The organism is Achromobacter marplatensis, from assembly GCF_002209535.1.
GTDB classification, from domain to species: Bacteria; Pseudomonadota; Gammaproteobacteria; order Burkholderiales; family Burkholderiaceae_B; genus Achromobacter; species Achromobacter marplatensis.
Window position 1 is genome coordinate 115064 of sequence record NZ_NJIG01000015.1, and the last position, 16600, is coordinate 131663.

At 66.2% G+C, this 16600-nt stretch carries 14 protein-coding genes; 7 read left to right on the forward strand and 7 right to left on the reverse strand.

Going from position 1 to position 16600, the window contains the following annotated elements; genetic code table 11:
* Window positions 1-12: 12 nt before the first annotated feature.
* Together pgi and CEY09_RS25470 are read right to left on the reverse strand one after the other, a co-directional pair.
* On the reverse strand, window positions 13-1566 hold the full coding sequence (gene pgi, locus CEY09_RS25465) for a glucose-6-phosphate isomerase (protein WP_088590738.1): 1554 nt from the start codon (window positions 1564-1566) through the stop codon (window positions 13-15).
* Window positions 1567-1573: 7 nt separating this feature from the next.
* Window positions 1574-2968, reverse strand: coding sequence for a phosphomannomutase/phosphoglucomutase (locus CEY09_RS25470; protein WP_088590739.1), 1395 nt, complete (start codon window positions 2966-2968; stop codon window positions 1574-1576).
* Between the two features lie 324 nt (window positions 2969-3292).
* Between CEY09_RS25470 and CEY09_RS25475 the strand changes: the two genes are divergently transcribed.
* The 5 genes from CEY09_RS25475 to CEY09_RS25495 all read left to right on the forward strand — a co-directional run bounded on the left by CEY09_RS25475 (window position 3293) and on the right by CEY09_RS25495 (window position 8411).
* Window positions 3293-3925, forward strand: a complete 633-nt coding sequence (locus tag CEY09_RS25475) for a BPTD_3102 family carboxylase-like protein (protein WP_088590740.1) — start codon at window positions 3293-3295, stop codon at window positions 3923-3925.
* Window positions 3926-4018: 93 nt separating this feature from the next.
* Entirely contained in the window at window positions 4019-5434 is a 1416-nt protein-coding gene (locus tag CEY09_RS25480; protein ID WP_088590741.1) for an FAD-binding oxidoreductase, read from the forward strand.
* Between the two features lie 48 nt (window positions 5435-5482).
* The gene (locus CEY09_RS25485) at window positions 5483-6196 is read left to right on the forward strand and encodes a response regulator transcription factor (RefSeq protein ID WP_088590742.1); all 714 of its coding nucleotides are present in this window, start codon (window positions 5483-5485) and stop codon (window positions 6194-6196) included.
* Complete coding sequence (locus CEY09_RS25490) at window positions 6193-7554, forward strand: sensor histidine kinase (protein ID WP_088590743.1); 1362 nt, start codon at window positions 6193-6195, stop codon at window positions 7552-7554. The genes CEY09_RS25485 and CEY09_RS25490 overlap by 4 nt, the downstream gene beginning before the upstream one ends.
* Window positions 7555-7619: 65 nt before the next feature.
* Window positions 7620-8411, forward strand: a complete 792-nt coding sequence (locus CEY09_RS25495) for a phosphatase PAP2 family protein (protein WP_035213739.1) — start codon at window positions 7620-7622, stop codon at window positions 8409-8411.
* Here CEY09_RS25495 and CEY09_RS25500 read toward each other — a convergent pair.
* The 5 genes from CEY09_RS25500 to CEY09_RS25520 all read right to left on the reverse strand — a co-directional run bounded on the left by CEY09_RS25500 (window position 8363) and on the right by CEY09_RS25520 (window position 13034).
* Window positions 8363-9646 (reverse strand): TRAP transporter large permease, encoded by a 1284-nt coding sequence (locus CEY09_RS25500; RefSeq protein ID WP_006226231.1) that lies wholly within the window; start codon window positions 9644-9646, stop codon window positions 8363-8365. The genes CEY09_RS25495 and CEY09_RS25500 overlap by 49 nt on opposite strands.
* The gene (locus CEY09_RS25505) at window positions 9637-10200 is read right to left on the reverse strand and encodes a TRAP transporter small permease (RefSeq protein ID WP_088590744.1); all 564 of its coding nucleotides are present in this window, start codon (window positions 10198-10200) and stop codon (window positions 9637-9639) included. Before CEY09_RS25505 ends, CEY09_RS25500 begins: the two co-directional genes overlap by 10 nt.
* Before the next feature lie 7 nt (window positions 10201-10207).
* The gene (locus tag CEY09_RS25510) at window positions 10208-11185 is read right to left on the reverse strand and encodes a TRAP transporter substrate-binding protein (RefSeq protein ID WP_006226233.1); all 978 of its coding nucleotides are present in this window, start codon (window positions 11183-11185) and stop codon (window positions 10208-10210) included.
* A gap of 122 nt (window positions 11186-11307) precedes the next feature.
* On the reverse strand, window positions 11308-12186 hold the full coding sequence (locus CEY09_RS25515; RefSeq protein ID WP_088590745.1) for an SMP-30/gluconolactonase/LRE family protein: 879 nt from the start codon (window positions 12184-12186) through the stop codon (window positions 11308-11310).
* Window positions 12187-12194: 8 nt separating this feature from the next.
* Window positions 12195-13034 (reverse strand): NAD-dependent epimerase/dehydratase family protein, encoded by an 840-nt coding sequence (locus CEY09_RS25520; RefSeq protein WP_088590746.1) that lies wholly within the window; start codon window positions 13032-13034, stop codon window positions 12195-12197.
* A gap of 129 nt (window positions 13035-13163) precedes the next feature.
* Between CEY09_RS25520 and CEY09_RS25525 the strand changes: the two genes are divergently transcribed.
* Together CEY09_RS25525 and CEY09_RS25530 are read left to right on the forward strand one after the other, a co-directional pair.
* Window positions 13164-13892, forward strand: coding sequence for a FadR/GntR family transcriptional regulator (locus tag CEY09_RS25525; RefSeq protein ID WP_006226236.1), 729 nt, complete (start codon window positions 13164-13166; stop codon window positions 13890-13892).
* Between the two features lie 228 nt (window positions 13893-14120).
* Window positions 14121-16016: an LTA synthase family protein gene (locus tag CEY09_RS25530; protein ID WP_088590747.1), complete on the forward strand. Its 1896-nt coding sequence runs from the start codon at window positions 14121-14123 to the stop codon at window positions 16014-16016.
* Window positions 16017-16600 lie beyond the last annotated feature (584 nt).

Genomic DNA, 16600 nt, shown 5'->3' on the forward strand with positions numbered 1-16600 from the left:
CCGCGCCGGGGGCTAGTGGCGGCGCGCGATCGCGTCGATCCAGAATCGGGTGGAAGGATCCTGCTGGCTGGGTTGCGGGGAGTCCAGTTCGCGCATGATGTTCTTGGCCAGCACCTTGCCGAACTCCACCCCCCATTGGTCGAACGGGTTGATGCCCCAGATCACGCCCTGCACGAATACCTTGTGTTCGTAGAGCGCCAGCAGCGCGCCCAGCGTATAGGCCTCCAGACGCGGCAGCACGATCAGCGATGACGGGCGGCCGCCCGGATGGACGCGGTGCTGCGCCAGCACGCGCGCGCGGGCCGGATCGCTTTCGGTGGCGGACGTTTCCGCCAGCGCCTCGTCAAACGATTTGCCGCGCAGCAGCGCGGAACGTTGCGCCAGGCAATTGGCGATCAGCAGTTCGTGGTGGCGCGCATAGGCGTGGTCGGGCTGTTCGCACAGGATGAAGTCCACGGGCGCGCCCATGGTGTCCTGGTGCAGCCACTGAAAGAACGTGTGCTGGCAGTCGGTGCCTGACATCCCCCAGATCGCGGCGCCGGTCGGCACGCCCGCGGGGCTGCCGTCGGCGGTGGCGACTTTACCCAGAGATTCCATTTCCAGCTGCTGCGCCCACGGCACGATGTGGTAAAGCCTCGAGTCGTAGGGCGCGATCACCAGCGAGTCATAGCCCAGGACGCTGCGGTTGACCACGCCTGCCAACGCCAGTTGCACTGGCGCGTTCTCCGCGATCGGTGCGGTGCGGAAATGTTCGTCCATGGCCGCCGCGCCGGCCAGCAACTGGTCGAACGCGTCCGTGCCCAGCGCCAGCGCGATCGGCAGGCCGATGGCCGACCAGAGCGAGTAGCGGCCGCCGACCCAATCCCAGATCTGGAAAATGTGATCGGGCAGGATGCCCAGGTTCAACGCGGCTTCGACGTTGGCGGTGATCGCCACGACCTGCTTGATCGGATCGGCCACGCCGGCTTCGCGCAGCCAGTTCATCGCGACTTCCGCATTGGCCAGCGGCTCGGTCGTGGTGAAGGATTTCGAAGCCACGATGACGAGCGTGTCGTGCGGATCCAAGCGGCTCATCGCGTCGGCGACGGAGTGCGAATCCACGTTGGAGGCAAAGCGGACTTCCCGCTTGGCGCCGCCATGACGCAGGGCGCGCGTCACCAGGCGCGGGCCCCAGTCGCTGCCGCCGATGCCCAGGTGCAGCACATAGCCGTAGCGGTCCGCCTTGTCGGCTTCGCGCACGAATTCGCGCAGGCGTTCACGCTCTGCCGACACCGCCGCGGCTACGGCCGCAGGCGGTTGCGGCGCGCGCAGCGCCGTATGCCAGGCGGCGCGCCCTTCGGTCCAGTTGGCGTTGCCGCCGTCGAACAGCGTGGCGCGGGCGGCGTCAAAGCCCTGCTGCGCCAGCAACGCCGCCGAGGCTTCCTGCAGGGCGGGGGAATGCGCTTGCGCGCTCAAGTCCAGCCGCAGCCCCGGGGCATTGATCAGCCGCAATTGCTCGCCGCGCCGCGACGCAGTATTCGCTGCTGTGGTGAATTGTTGCCAGACCGGGCTGTTGGGAAGTGACATAGGCGATTCAGAAAGGCAGTTTGGCTTCTGGTGCGAGCTTGCCCAGTTCGCGGCGGAAGTCGGCTTGGATGCGCTGCAGCGCTTCGGCGGTCTGCGCTTCGAAACGCAGCACGACGACGGGCGTGGTGTTGGATGGGCGGGCCAGGCCGAAGCCGTCGGCGTACTCCGCGCGCACGCCGTCGATGGTGATCACACGGCGGGCATCAGGGAATTGGCCCTGGTCCTGCAACGCCTGGACCAGGGTGAAGGGCTGGCCTTCTTCCATTTCCAGCTTCAGTTCGGGCGTGGACACGTCTTGCGGCAGGGCTTCGAGCGGCGCGCAGGCGTCGGCGAATCGCGACACGATCTCCAGCAGGCGGGCGCCGGTGTACAGGCCGTCGTCAAAGCCGTACCAGCGTTCCTTGAAGAAGATGTGGCCGCTCATTTCGCCAGCCAGCGGCGCGCCGGTTTCGGCCAGTTTTGCCTTGACCAGCGAGTGGCCGGTCTTCCACATCAGTGGCACGCCGCCCGCGGCTTCGACGGACAGGCCGACATGGCGGCTGCACTTCACGTCATAGATGATGGTGGCGCCGGGGTTGCGTTCCAGCACGTCGCGGGCAAAGAGCACCAGTTGGCGGTCAGGCCAGATGATCTGGCCGGATTTCGTGACCACGCCCAGGCGGTCGCCGTCACCGTCGAAGGCCAGGCCCAGTTCGCAGTCGGATTCCGCGACACACTTGATCAGGTCCTGCAGGTTCTTGGGCTCGGCGGGGTCGGGGTGGTGATTGGGGAAGGTGCCGTCCACCTCGCAGAACAGTTCCGTGACCTCGCAGCCCAGCGCCCGGAACAATTGGGGCGCGACCGCGCCGGCGACGCCGTTGCCGCAGTCGATCGCGATCTTCATGGGGCGGGCCAGTTTGACGCCGGACGCCACGCGCGCAATGTAGGCCGCGACCAGATCCAATTGGCGGCGCACGCCCGCGCGCTCGGCCGACGCCTGTGCGGGGCCGTTCATCGCGGCGCTCAGGGCCTGGACGTCATCGCCGTACAGAGCGCGCCCACCCATCATCATCTTGAAACCGTTGTACTTGGGCGGATTGTGGCTGCCCGTGATGGCCACGCCCGAGCCGCACTGCATGATGTGGGTGGCGAAATAGACCAGGGGGGTGGGAACCATCCCGATATCCAGCGTATCCACGCCGCCTTCCAGCATGCCTTCCTGTAGCGCCGTCGACAGCATCGGGCTGCTCAGGCGGCCGTCGCGGCCGACGACCAGCGTTTGCACGCCTTCGGCGCGCGCGCGGGCAGCCAGGGCGCCGCCCAACGCACGCGCGAACGTGGCGTCGATCAGGTCGGGCACGGTGCCGCGAATGTCATAGGCCTTGAAGACAGAGGCGGGAAACTGCGTGTTGTGATTGCCCACGACGATTCCTTGATAGGGGTGTTACAGCACGGATTCTGACGGGGTGTCATGGTATACCCGCGCATCAAAACCCGCCTGGCTAGGGGGTCAAGCTCGAATTATCCTCCATTGGCGGGGTGGGCCTCATCCGGCGGGCGGTGTAGGGCGTCTTAAGGGTTGGCGCGCGCCCTGATTTGGTGCACGGCGGGCGTGGGCCGCCTTGATCCGGTGCGCCCGCCAAGTCGGCCGAAAGCGCCTTTGCCAGAGGGCGCCGCGTGGCATGGAAATTGCTCGTCATCCGAAGGTGATACGCTTGCTATGCAAGCAGAAAGACCGGGAGGGGCCATGGGTGCCAAAGTTTCTACTGTCATGTCGTCAAGGGGAGCCAGCAGCAGGCGAGGCCCCCCCACGGACTACGCCGGACCGGCCGCAGGCCGCGAGCGCCGGCTTGATATCCATGTTTTCGTCTCTGAAACCGGCGAATTGGCCACCGGCCGCGCCTGGGAACGCTGCGTCTGGCGCGAGGCCCGGGTGCTGATCGCCGAGTGTCCGGCGCCGCACCTGCCGGCTTCCGTCGAAGCCGCGCTGCGCCTCATTGCCGCCGATGTCGCCCGCGACCGCGGTTGGGAGGGGATGGGCACCGTGGCCTTTTCGCTGGATGACCGCAGCGGCGTGTTCCGGGTGACGGGCGCGCAGGCGCAGCCGAACGCCGCGGGTGCGCCCTTTGCCGGCCACGACCCCGACGCCGCCCATGCGCTGGAAATGCGCATCGATGGCTGCGTGGACCGCCGCCTGCCTTGCACGCGCTTGCTGGTGTGCGGTGCGACGCGTGGCGAGGCCTTGCGTCGGGCCTACCGCGCCCTGTCCGAAATGCCGGGGCCGGCGGGCGTCGACCGCGCTTTCCTGATGAACCGCATCGCGTCCCGGGCGTACTGCTCCGGGCTGACCGGCACGCGGCTGGACCAGGCGGTCGGCTAGGCCGGCTTCGGCCGTGGCGATTCCACCCCTACAATATCCGCACATCCCTTGACCTGCGCCTGGGCGATACCAGGCCTTTCTTGTGCGGCGCCTATGACTTTGCTGAGCGATCTACAGTCCCTGCTGGGGTTCTCCCACGTGCTGACCGGTGCGGACGCCGACTCTTATGTGCAGGACTGGCGCCGGCGCTACCGCGGCACGGCGCTGGCGGTGATCCGGCCCGGTTCGACCGAGGAAGTCGCCGCCGCCGTGAAACTGTGCATGCATCATGGCGTGCCCATCGTGCCGCAAGGCGGCAATACCGGTTTGTGCGGCGGCGCCACCCCGGACGATTCCGGCCGTGCCGTGGTGCTGTCCACGGCACGCCTGACCGCCGTGCGCAACCTGGATACCGCCAATGACACCGTCACGGTCGAAGCGGGCTGCATCCTGCAGGCAGTCCAGGAAGCCGCCGCGGCGGCCGACCGGCTGTTTCCGCTCAGCCTTGCGGCCGAAGGCAGCTGCACGATTGGCGGCAACCTGGCCACCAACGCCGGCGGCACGCAGGTGCTGCGCTACGGCAACACGCGCGACCTGACGCTGGGCCTGGAAGTGGTAACCGCCGAAGGCGAAATCTGGAACGGCCTGCGCGGCTTGCGCAAGGACAACACCGGCTATGACCTGCGCGACCTGTACATCGGCAGCGAGGGAACGCTGGGCATCATCACTGCCGCCACGCTGAAGCTGTTCCCGCGGCCGGTGGCCTCGTGTACCGCGCTGTTGACGCTGGACACAATCGACCAAGCCGTGGATGTGCTGTCGCGTGCGCGTTCGGGCTTTGGCGCCGCGCTGACCGGCTTCGAACTCATGAGCGGCGCTTGCCTGCAAGCCGTCGTGCGCCTGTTTCCGCAGCAGCGCCTGCCTTTTGAAGGCGCGTCGGCCGAATCGCCGTGGTTCGCGCTGCTTGAACTGTCCGACAGCGAAAGCGAGGCGCATGCGCGCGACCGTTTCGAGGCCGTGCTGGGCGATGCCATCGATGCGGGCCTGGTCAACGACGCCGCGATTGCCGCCAACGTCGCGCAAAGCAAGGCGCTGTGGCACCTGCGCGAGAGCATTCCGCTGGCCGAAGCCGAGCTGGGCAAGTCGGTCAAGCATGACGTGTCCATCCCCATTTCGTCGATCGCGGGCTTCGTGCACAAGACCAATGCCTTGCTGCAAGCGCGCTTTCCCGGCGTGCGCCATGTGATCTTCGGCCATCTGGGCGACGGCAACCTGCATTACAACGTGGCCAACGCGCCCGGCCAGACCGAAAGCGAACTGCTGGCCCTGCAAAGCGAGATCTATGGCGTGGTGCATGACAGCGTGCATGCGCACAGCGGCTCCATCAGCGCCGAGCACGGCGTCGGCCAACTCAAGCGCGACGAACTGCCGCGCTACAAGAGTGCCGTCGAACTGGCGTTGATGCGGCGGATCAAGCGCGCGCTGGATCCGCAAGGGCTGATGAACCCGGGCAAGGTGCTGCAAACCTGAGACACCCGGGCGCAGACCCGACCTTACTTCCAACTGGGAGCTTCATCCATGGCAGTCAGCCCCGCGGCGGGTGCGAATAACCGGATCCTGATCGTTGAAGACGATCACATCATCGCCGGCAACCTGTACACCTTCCTGGAGGCGCGCGGATTCCTGCCGGACGCGGCCTATACCGGCCACGCGGCGCTGGAACGCATGAAGGAGCAACGCTTCGACGCGGTGATCCTGGACATCGGCCTGCCGGGCATGGACGGCAACGCCGTGCTGCACGCCTTGCGCAACGACATGCGGGTGTCCGTGCCGGTGCTGATGCTGACGGCGCGCGACAGCCTTGAAGACAAGCTGGCAGGTTTTTCGCACGGCGCGGACGACTATCTGACCAAGCCTTTCGCCTTGCTGGAAGTCGAAGCCCGCCTGCTGGCCCTGATCCAGCGCGCCAAAGGGTCGACGGTGGATACGGTGCGCCAGTTCGGCCCGCTGCAATACGACACGCGCAGTCGCAGCGTATCGGTCAACGGCACCCCCGTGCACCTGACGCGCAAGGCCGGCCTGATCATGGAAGCGCTGATGCGCGATCCGGGCAGGGTGGTGGCGCGCGAAGAGCTGGAGTCCCTGTTGTGGGGCAACGAGCCCCCGTCCTCGGACGCGCTGCGCAGCCAGGTCCACCTGCTGCGCCGCGCCCTGGCCGATGCCGGGTTCGACGGCATCGAGACCATGCATGGCACCGGCTGGCGGCTGGTGCCGACCGGGGACGCGCCATGACACGCGCGGCCAGCGGCACATTGACCCAGCGGGTGGTGTGGGCGCTGACGGGCACGGTCGCGCTGTTCGTGACGGCGCTGGCGTTGCTGGCCTATTTGACCTTCGACCAGATGGAAGACGACCTGGTCAACGACATCCTCAACACGGAAATGGACCGGCTGGTCCAGCACGCGCGCGCCAGCGACGAGTTCATGCCGCGCCAGGGCGCACGCGAGCTGGGCGGCTCCATGCGGGCCTGGATGAGCGTGGACGGCCAGCGCCCGGCCGGCATTCCCGACGAAGTGCTGGGGCTGGATAGCGGGCTGCACCTGATCGAGCCGGGCGCCTATACCTGGCACGTGATGGTGGCCGAAACGGGCCGGGGCAAGGTCTACCTGCTGTATGACGCGACCGACAACGAAGAGCGCGTGCACGACTTCGGCCTGATCGTGCTGGGGGTCGGCGCCATTTGCGTGATCGGCGCTTACGCGCTGTCGCGGCGGGTGGCGGCGGTGGCCGTGGGGCCCTTGCTGGACCTGACCGACCGCTTGGCGACCTGGGCGCCGGGATCACCTGACATGGCGGTTACTCGCGACGACGAGGCCGGCCGGCTGATCGAGGCGTTCAACCGGGTGCAGAACCAGGTCGACCGATCGATCGCCCGTGAACGGGAGTTCGCGGGCAACCTCAGCCACGAGGTCCGTACGCCGCTGGCGGCGATCCGTTCCGACAGCGAGTTGATGCTGCTGACCCAGGCGTTGACGCCGGATCAGCGCCAGCGCCTGACCCGCGTTGTGGATAACGTGGATGACGTGATCGTGTGCCTGGAGAGCGCCCGGGCGATGGCGCGTGACCAACTGCTGCCGCCGGCGCCCGTGGACGTCGCCGAGTGCATGGAAGACGCCTGGCGCGGCTACGAGGCTCAGGCGGGGCACGCCGAGCTGCGCCTGGATAACCAGATCCCGCCCGGCCATATCCTGACGCTGGATCGCTATGCGCTCCTGACCGTGTTGCGCAACCTGGTGCGCAATGCGGTGGAGCATGCCGCGCCGGCCACGCTGACGACCCGGTTCAGCGCGCCAGGCGTGCTGGAACTGAGCGACGACGGCAAGGGGATTGCCGCCGACGATTTGCCCTTCCTGTTCCGCCGCTACTACAGCGGACGGATGCGGGATTCCAACGCAGGCGACCGCGACGAAACCGCCCGGGGCCTGGGGCTGGCGATCGCCAAGCGGGTCTGCGACATGCAAGGCTGGTCGCTGACGGTCGAGTCATCCCGCGAACCGGGGTTGCGGGGGACGCGATTCTCCCTGCGGTTCGACGCCGCCGTCACCGATTCTGCCGGCGATGTCGCGTCCGCGGAACAGGGCCGGATTTGACGAAATTTCGACTATCGGCGCACTAAGCTCTTCGCTTGTCCGATGCGTCCCTGGTCTATCGACCCATGTCGTCCCCTTTGCTGCCTGCGGCGCGCGCGCCGACGCCCGTCTGGTACCTCTGCAGTCAGCTGATCGGCGTGACGCTGGTGCTCGCCTGCCTGGCCTGGTGGGCCAATGCCTCGGGCATGGACCTGCGCATTGCCCGCGCGCTGTTCGATCCGGCCCTGGATGATTTCCCCCTGCACGTGAACCGCTGGCTGGATCTGGTGGGGCACCGCATGGTGCTGGCCCTGCCGATCGGCGTCGCCCTGGCGGCCGTCGGCGTAGTCGCGGCCAGCTTCCGCATCCCAGCCTGGCGGCCGTGGCGCGGGCCGGCGCTGGCCCTGGCGGCGACGTGCCTGATGGGGCAGTTGGTGGTGAACCAGCTCAAGCACTACACGACCTTGCCGCGGCCCTATGATCTGGAAACCTTGGGCGGCTATACCCCATATCCGCTGCACTGGTGGACCTGGGTGCGTGAGCGCTCCGGAGGGGCGATGCCCAGCGGCCATGCGGGCGCGGGCTATTCGATGCTGACGCTGTATTTCGCCGGTTGGGCGCTTGACCGACCCGCCTGGCGCTGGTGGGGGCTGGCCGTGGGCGTGGCCGCCGGCGCCGGGTTTTCGGTGGTGCGCATTCTGCAGGGCGCCCACTTCCTGAGCCAGACGCTCTGGTCGGCGGCGTTGCTGTGGTTTCTGGCTGCGCTGTTCTTCTATCCGGTGATCGTGGGACGGCACCGCGTGCGGCGCGCGTCCCACAAGGCGCACGATCAGTTGAGCAGCACGCCGGGCAACCACAGCGAAAACGCCGGCACGTAGGTCACCAGCGCCAACGCCGCCAGCAAGGCGCCGTAGAAGGGCCAGATCGTGCGCATGACGGTGCCCACCGAGACGCCACCGATCGCGCAGCCGACGAACTGCGTCGTCCCGACCGGGGGCGTGTTCAGCCCCAAGGCGCAGTTCAGCAGCATGACGATCCCGAATTGCACCGGGCCCATGCCGTACTGCATGCAGATCGGCAGGAAGATCGGCGTGCAGATCAGGATGGTGGCGGCCATGTCCAGGAAGGTGCCCAGGACGAACAGGATGACGTTGACCATCAGGAAGATGGCCCAAGGGCTGGTCGACACCGACGCCATTAGCTCGCCCGTTTTTTCCGCCACGCCGTAGAAGCTGATCAGGTAGCCGAAGGTCGCCGAAATGCCGATCAGCAGCAATACGACGCCCGTCGTCTTGACGGCCTTGCTGGCCGCCCGCACGAACTGGTCCCAGGTCAGCGACCGGTAGACGAAGATCGTCAGCGCCAGCGCGTACAGCACCGCCACCGCCGCGGATTCCGTCGCGGTGAAGACCCCGCTCAGGATCCCGGTGATGATCAGCACCACCACGAACAATCCGGGTGCTGCCGCGATCAGCGAACGCAAGACGATGTGCCAGCCCGGGAAGGTGCCCGCCGGATAGCCCCGGCTGCGCGCCACGAAGTAGGCCGCCGCCAGATTGCACAAGGTCAGGATCACCGCTGGCACGACGCCGGCCGCGATCAGCGCCGCGATCGACACCTTGCCGCCCGCTGCCAGCGTGTAGATGATGATGTTGTGGCTGGTAGGCATCAGCGCGCCGACGAGCGCGGCGTGCGTCGTGACGTTCACCGCATAGTCCGCGTGATAGCCCTCGCGCTTCATCATCGGGATCATCACCGATCCCATCGCCGACACGTCCGCCACGGGCGAGCCCGACACGCCGCCGAACAGCGTGCAGGCCACGACGTTGGACATGCCCAGCCCCCCGCGCACGTGCCCCACCAGCGACTTGGCGAACGCGACGATGCGGTCGGCGATGCCGCCGTACAGCATGAGTTCGCCCGTGAAGATGAAGAAGGGAATGGCCAGGAACGAGAACGCGTTCATGCCGGAGGTCATCTGCTGGAACGCCACCGCCAGCGGCAGGTCCTCGACCATGATGGCGGTGATGGACGACAGGCCGATGGCGAAGGCCACCGGCACGCCGATCACCAGGAACCCCATGAACGTAAACGAAAGCAGTGTCAGCGCCATGCCGGTACCACCTTATGGTTGCGCAGGATGGCGATGATGTGCTCGATGGAGAAGAGCGCGATCAAGGTGCCCGACAGGGTTGCGGGGATGTACTTCCAGGCATTCGATATCCCCAGGTTGGGGATCTTGTAGGCCGCGACGGATTCCGCCAGCACGCCGCAGTTCCATGCCATCAGCACGCCGAACAGCAGCACCAGCAGATGGATGAAGATCCGCAGCCGGCGCTGGCCGGCTTGGGGCAGCGCGTCCAGCAGCGATTCGAAGCCGATGTGGCCCGCGTCGCGTACGCCGACGGCGGCGCCCAGCATCGTCACGTACAGCACCAGCAAGAGCGCCAGGCTTTCGGCCCAGGTCGGCGTGCTGTTGAGCACGTGGCGGCCGACGATCTGCAAGGTGACTGCGACGATCAGGCAGATCAGCCCGAACACGCTCGTCCACATGCAGGCCCGCGCCAGCGCCGCGCAGCCGCGGGTATAGGCATCCAGCGGGGCAGCCAGGGCTTGCGCCCGGCCCCCCGCACCGACATCTGTTTCATTCGTGGGTGTGGCCAACATGATGCCCTCACTGGACGGCCTGGATCTTGGCGACCAGGTCTTTCATTTCGGGCGTGGTGACGAAGCGTTCGTACACGGGTTTCATCGCGTTCTGGAACGAGGCCTTGTCCACCTCCACGATCTGCGAACCGGCGCGCTCGACCACGGACCGGGACTTCTGCTCGCGTTCGTCCCACAGCTTGCGCATGAACGGCACGGATTCACGAGCGGCTTCGCGCAGGATCTTCTGGTCCTCGGGCGGCAGCTTGTCCCATTGGCGCTTGGAGAAGATCAGGATCTCGGGCGTCATCGTGTGTTCCGTCATCGCGTAGTACTTGGCGACTTCGTAGTGATGCGCGCTTTCGTAGCTGGGGAAGTTGTTTTCGGCGGCATCCACCAGCCCCGTCTTCAGCGACGTGTAGACCTCGCCCATCGGCATTGGCGTGGCGTTGCCGCCCATCGCTTCGACCATGGCGACGGACAGGTCCGATTGCTGCACGCGGATCTTCTGTCCTTTCGCGTCGGCCAGGGTCTTGATCGGCTTGTTGCGCGTGTACATCGAACGCGCACCGCTGTCGTACCACGCCAGGCCCACGAAGCCCGCGCCTTCGCACGAGCGCAGGATCTGGTCGCCAATCTCGCTGTCCAGCACCTTGTGCAGATGCTCCTTGGAGCGGAACAGGAAGGGCAGTGAGGGTACGCGGGTGGTCTGGCAGATGTTGTGCATGGCGGCGCTGGAGACGCGTGCCATGGCCAGGGCGCCCAGTTTCACCTGTTCGATCGAATCGTCTTCGTTGCCCAGCGCGCCGCCGGCGTACACCTTGACCGTGATGCGGCCGTTGGTGCGTTGCTTGACCAGTTCGCCGAACTGGCGCACGGCCAGCACGGTGGGGTAGTCGTCGGGATGGATGTCGGCAGAGCGCAGCTCGGCGGCATGGGTGGCGGGAATCAGGGTCAGCAAGGCAGCCGCCGCCAAAATGGCGCGGGTCAGGGTGGGGCGCAGCATGTCTACCTCCGGTTGGAGTATGGCGTTTGGTCAAGGGCCGGGACGGCCTCGAAGCTCTTTGATAGGTACGGACCTGCTTACTACCTGGCATGGGGCGCGCAGGCGCGTGCCCCGATCGGGTGCTAACCGGCGCTTGCGGTTTCCTCCAGCCCCTGCGCGCCGGGGCGCAAGGCGAACACGGCGCCTTCCAGGGAGCCGGGCGCGGCTGAGGGAGGGCGGATCGAGGTGACGAGCAAGGTGTCCATCGCGGCGCCGCCGAAGGCGCACATCGCGATCTTGGCGGCGGGAACGGCGAGGGTCCGATCCAGCCTGCCGTCGGGCGTGTAGCGGTAGATGCGCCCGGCGTCGTTGCCGCAGATCCAGTAGCCGCCGTCCGTGTCCACTGCCGCGCCGTCCGGACGGCCGGCGGGCAAGGCGGCGATGAAGAGCCGGCGGTTATGCGGCGTGCCGGTATCGATGTCGTAGTCGAACGCCCAGACCGCGCCACGCGTAGGGTGGGAGTCCGACAGATACATCGTCCGGCCGTCCGGGCTGAAGGCCGTGCCGTTGGGTACGATCAGATCGTCCAGCAGCACCGCCACGCCGTGCGCGTCGTAGCGGTACAGCTTGCCGGCGGGCTGCGCCAGGCTCATGTCCATGACCATCGTGCCGGCCAGGAAACGGCCTTGCCGGTCGCAACGGCCATCATTGAAGCGCATGCCGGGCGCCGCGTGCGGGACGGTGGCCAGCAACCGGGGTTCACAGGGCGCGCCCGCCTGCAGCGCGTCGCAGGCGTACAGGCCGTCTTCCATCGCCAGCAGCCAGCCCGGGCCGCGCATCGCAAGGCATCCGGCCATCTGCGGCAGCGCCCATTGCGTGATGTCGCCGCTTGCCGGCGACCAGCGCCACAAGGTCTTGCCGGGGATGTCGGTCCAGGTGAACGTCTGATCGGCAACGCGCCAGACCGGGCTTTCTCCTACGCCGCACAACATGGTCCCGATACGTTCGGCAGTGGCGGACATGGTGGCAGTTACTCGGCCGGAAAAGGAAAGGGGCCTGCCTTGACGAACGCGCCGCCCTGATAGCGGGCGGCGGGATCATCGGCCGGCAACGGGGCCTGCGCTTCGACCTGCGCGCGGAAACGTTCGGAGGAGTCCTTGGGGATGAACCCCAATACGCGGGCGGCGTCGTCGCTCCACCAGCTGTCGCGGTTAGCCGACGCGCCGTAGACGATCAGATGGCCGACATCCGGCGTGAACAGCGCACGGGTGACCAGGTCGGTCAGGTCGTCGTAGCTGAGCCAGGTGACCATCATGCGGCGGTCCTTGGGCTCCGGGAACGACGAGCCGATGCGCAGGCACACGGTTTCGATGCCGTAGCGGTCGAAATAGAAGCGTGACAGGTTTTCGCCGTAGGCCTTGCTCAGGCCGTAATAGCCGTCGGGACGCAAGGGCACGTCCGCGTCCAGCTGCTTGCCCTGCTCGTAGAAACCGATGACGTGGTTTGAACTGGCGAACACCACGCGTCGCACGCCGTGGAGGCGGGCGGCCTCGAACAGGTTGTAGACGCCCTGGATGTTGGCGGGCAGTATCTCTTCGAAGGGCCGCTCTACCGACACGCCGCCCAGGTGAACGATCGCGTCGACCCCCTGCACCAGCCGGGACACGGCAGCGGCGTCGGCCAGGTCGCAGGGCAGCGCCTCTTCACCGGGGGCGGCGGGGCCCACCTCGGCCAGGTCGGAAACGCGCATCACGTCCGCATGGGCCTTTAACCGGGGCCGCAGCACTTGGCCGAGGTTGCCGGCGGCGCCGGTCAATAACAAACGATGACAGCGAAACGTGGCAGGCGTGTTGTTGACAGTTCGGCTCATGGCGCAATGCTCGGTGGATGGCGCGGGGGAGTGGACTTATCTGGTACGTTATCGTACAACTTGAGCAAAGTATAATGAGCGCCAAATTTCAGCGTCAAGCTTTGCGCAACCGCCTTCGGATAATCCCTGATGAACGCTCCTGTCGATACCCCCGTCTTGCCGCAGCGTCGTCCCCGGAACCTGGCCCAGGGCCTGGTTGAAAATATCTCCGAACGCATCCGAAGCGGCGACATCCGCCCTGGCGACAAGCTCCCCACCGAATCCGAAATCATGCGTCAGTTCGGCGTCAGCCGCACCGTCGTGCGCGAGGCGCTGTCCCGTCTGCAGGCGTCGGGGCTGGTGGAAACGCATCACGGCGTCGGCACCTATGCGCTGGAACCCAGCGGCGGCGGCGATTTTCGCGTCGATCCTGCCGACATCGCCACGGTACGCGATGTGCTGGTGCTGCTGGAATTGCGCATCTGCCTGGAAAGCGAGGCCGCCGGCTTGGCCGCCATCCGCCGCAGCGACGTGCAGTTGCAGGAAATGCGCCGTGCGTTGGACCTGTTCCGCAGCGCGTTGGAAACCGGCGGCGACACGATCACACCGGATTTCCAGTTCCATCTGCTGGTGGCGCAATCCACCGACAACCGCTACTTCGCGGACCTCATGTCGCACCTGGGTTCCGCCATCATTCCGCGCACCCGCATCAATTCGGCCAAGTTCGCGCACGAAGACCGCGCGGCGTATCTGGCGCGCGTGAATCTTGAACACGAAGACATCTACAGCGCGATAATGCGCCAGGATGCCGAAAGCGCCCGCGCCGCCATGCGCACGCATCTGAGCAATAGCCGCGAACGCCTGCGCCGCGCGCAATAGCAGGCGGCTGGACGCAGCGGGAAGCTGTGCACCGCGTACCTATATTTGAAATATGATGTCGTACAACGTTTGACGGCGACGACATCCGCTGCCGACGCCTGCCAAACCGCGTTAACCTTGGCCCGTTTTCATTTCAGGTCAACGAGGCGGCATGGCTTTGCTCGGCACACCCAGCAGGATTTTTTCATCTGAACAGGCGGACTCGCGCCGCCCGGGGAGGGCCGCCGCATGCGCCGCCTGACACTCCGGTTCATCGTTGCCGTCCTGGTGATGCTGACGCTGTCGCGTCTGGGCCTGTCATTCTGGATGTGGGATCGCGTGCAGGCCGCAGGCGGCCTGTGGCCCGTTCTGTTCGGTGGACTGCGCATCGACGTGTGCCTGCTGTCGATGGTGATCGCGCTGCCGGCCGTGTTTTCGCCCTGGTTCGGACACCGGCCGTTGGCGGCCCGCATCACCGCGTGGTGGTTCCGCATCTGGTGGATGCTGTATGTGCTGCTGGAAGTCTCCACGCCGCAATTCATCGCTGAATACGACACGCGTCCGAACCGCCTGTACTTCATCTATCTGCTCAATCCGAAGGAAGTGGGGTCGATGCTGTGGCAGGGCTACAAGGGCGTGCTGCTGGCCGCCTTCGTGGTGCTGGTGCTGGCGGCATGGCTGGCCGTCAAGCTGTTCCCGACGCGCTCGCGCGATTCGTTCATGGCATGGTGGAAGCGGCCGATCGCCTCCTTCGTGATCCTGGCGTTGGTCGTGCTGGGTGCACGCGGCACGCTGGAGCATCGGCCGATCAATCCGGCCAAGGTCGCCTTCAGTTCGGACGCCATGGTCAACGCGCTGGCGCTCAATTCGCTGTACAGCGTGTTCGACGCCGCCTACCGGATGCGCGACGAGCGCTCGTCTGCGGCGATGTACCCCAAGATGCCGGTGGACCAGATGAACGCCATCGTGCGCGAGAAGGCGGGCCTGGCCGGCGCGCCGCTGGATCCGCGCTACCCCAGCCTGCACGAGCAGAAAGCCACGGTCCGTCGCGACAAGCCGCTGAACGTGGTGATCATCCTGCAGGAAAGCCTGGGCGCGCAGTACGTGGGCAGCCTGGGCGGCCGCGACCTGACGCCCAACATCGACCGCCTGGCGAAGGAAGGCTGGATGTTCCACCGCGCCTATGCGACGGGCACGCGCTCGGTGCGCGGCATCGAAGCGGTGACGGCAGGCTTCCTGCCCAGCGTGGCGGATGCCGTCGTCAAGCTGCCACGCTCGCAGACCGGTTTCTTCACCTTGGCGCAGGTGCTGGGCAAGCACGGCTACCACTCGCGTTTCGTCTACGGCGGCGAATCGCACTTCGACAACATGCGCGCGTTCTTCCTGGGCAACGGTTTCGACGAAGTCGTGGACCGTCCGAAATTCGTGAACCCGGTATTCGAAGGGTCCTGGGGCGCATCGGACGAAGACATGTTCACCCAGGTCGACCGCCTGCTGCGCGCCGATGGCGACAAGCCGGTCTTCACGCTGGCGTTTTCGGTAACGAACCATTCGCCCTGGGAATATCCGGAAGGCCGCATCCAGCCCGTGGGCGAGCCGGCCACGGTGGATAACACGGTGAGGTATGCGGACTGGGCATTGGGGCAGTTCTTCGAGAAGGCCAAGAAGGCGCCGTATTGGGACAACACCGTGTTCCTGGTCATCGCGGACCACGATTCACGGGTCTACGGATCCATCCCCGTGCCGGTGCGCCATTTCCAGATCCCGGCGCTGATCCTCGGCGCCGGCATCGCACCGCGCCAGGACGAACGGCTAGTCAGCCAGATCGATATGGCGCCGACGCTGTTGTCGCTGATCGGGTTGGATAACGTGAACCCGATGTTGGGGGCAGATTTGACGCAACGCGATCCGAACCGGGCGATCATGCAGTACGCGGATAACTTCGGGTATCTGCAGGGCGACAAGTTGCTGGTGCTGGAGCCGTCAAAGGATCCCCGCGAGTTCCGGTACGAAGCGGCGCCCGTCGGACGCGACGAGGTCTACGCGCCGGTGGAGCCTGCGGATCCGAAGTTGACGGAGGAGGCGTTGGCGCATGCTTTGTGGGCGTCTTGGGTGTATCGGGAGGGGAAGTATCGGTTGCCTTGATTTGGTGTTTTTGCTTTGGGCGTTGTAGGTTTTAAAGACGCCCGGCGAGTCGGTGGCCTGCGGGGCGCGGGTCAACGATTGCGGTCCGGAGCCTTCGCTCCGGACTGCCCCTTGTCATCTTCGTTGTTGCCTGCGGCAACTGCCTTCAGATTCCCTCGGGCTTATCGACGCCCCGCGCCCCGCAGGCCACCAACCCGCCGTGCTTTGATGGTTGCAATCTCACGGTAGCGGGGGAGAACGGTTTGCTTAGGGTTCTCTCCACCAGGGGTGGGTGGTGGAAGATCTTGCGGGGCCCGCTCCCGGCCGGCCGCGCGGGCGGCCTTTGGGAGCTTACGCATGGTCTTGCGTCATGTGATCTTCGCTTCGCGTGTGGGTGGCGCTGTTCTTCTTCTTCTTCTTCTTCTTCTAATTCGTAGGATGGGTGGAGTGCGTTCCGGTAGCCCCAAGGAAATGGCTGTATGCCGCGGGAGTGTCATAAATTTTGTGTTTGAGGCCTAACATACCGCTCAAGGAGCACATGTATGGCCACAAAGAAGAAACCTCCCCTGAGGGAACTGCCGTCGATCCCGGCAGATCTGGTTGAT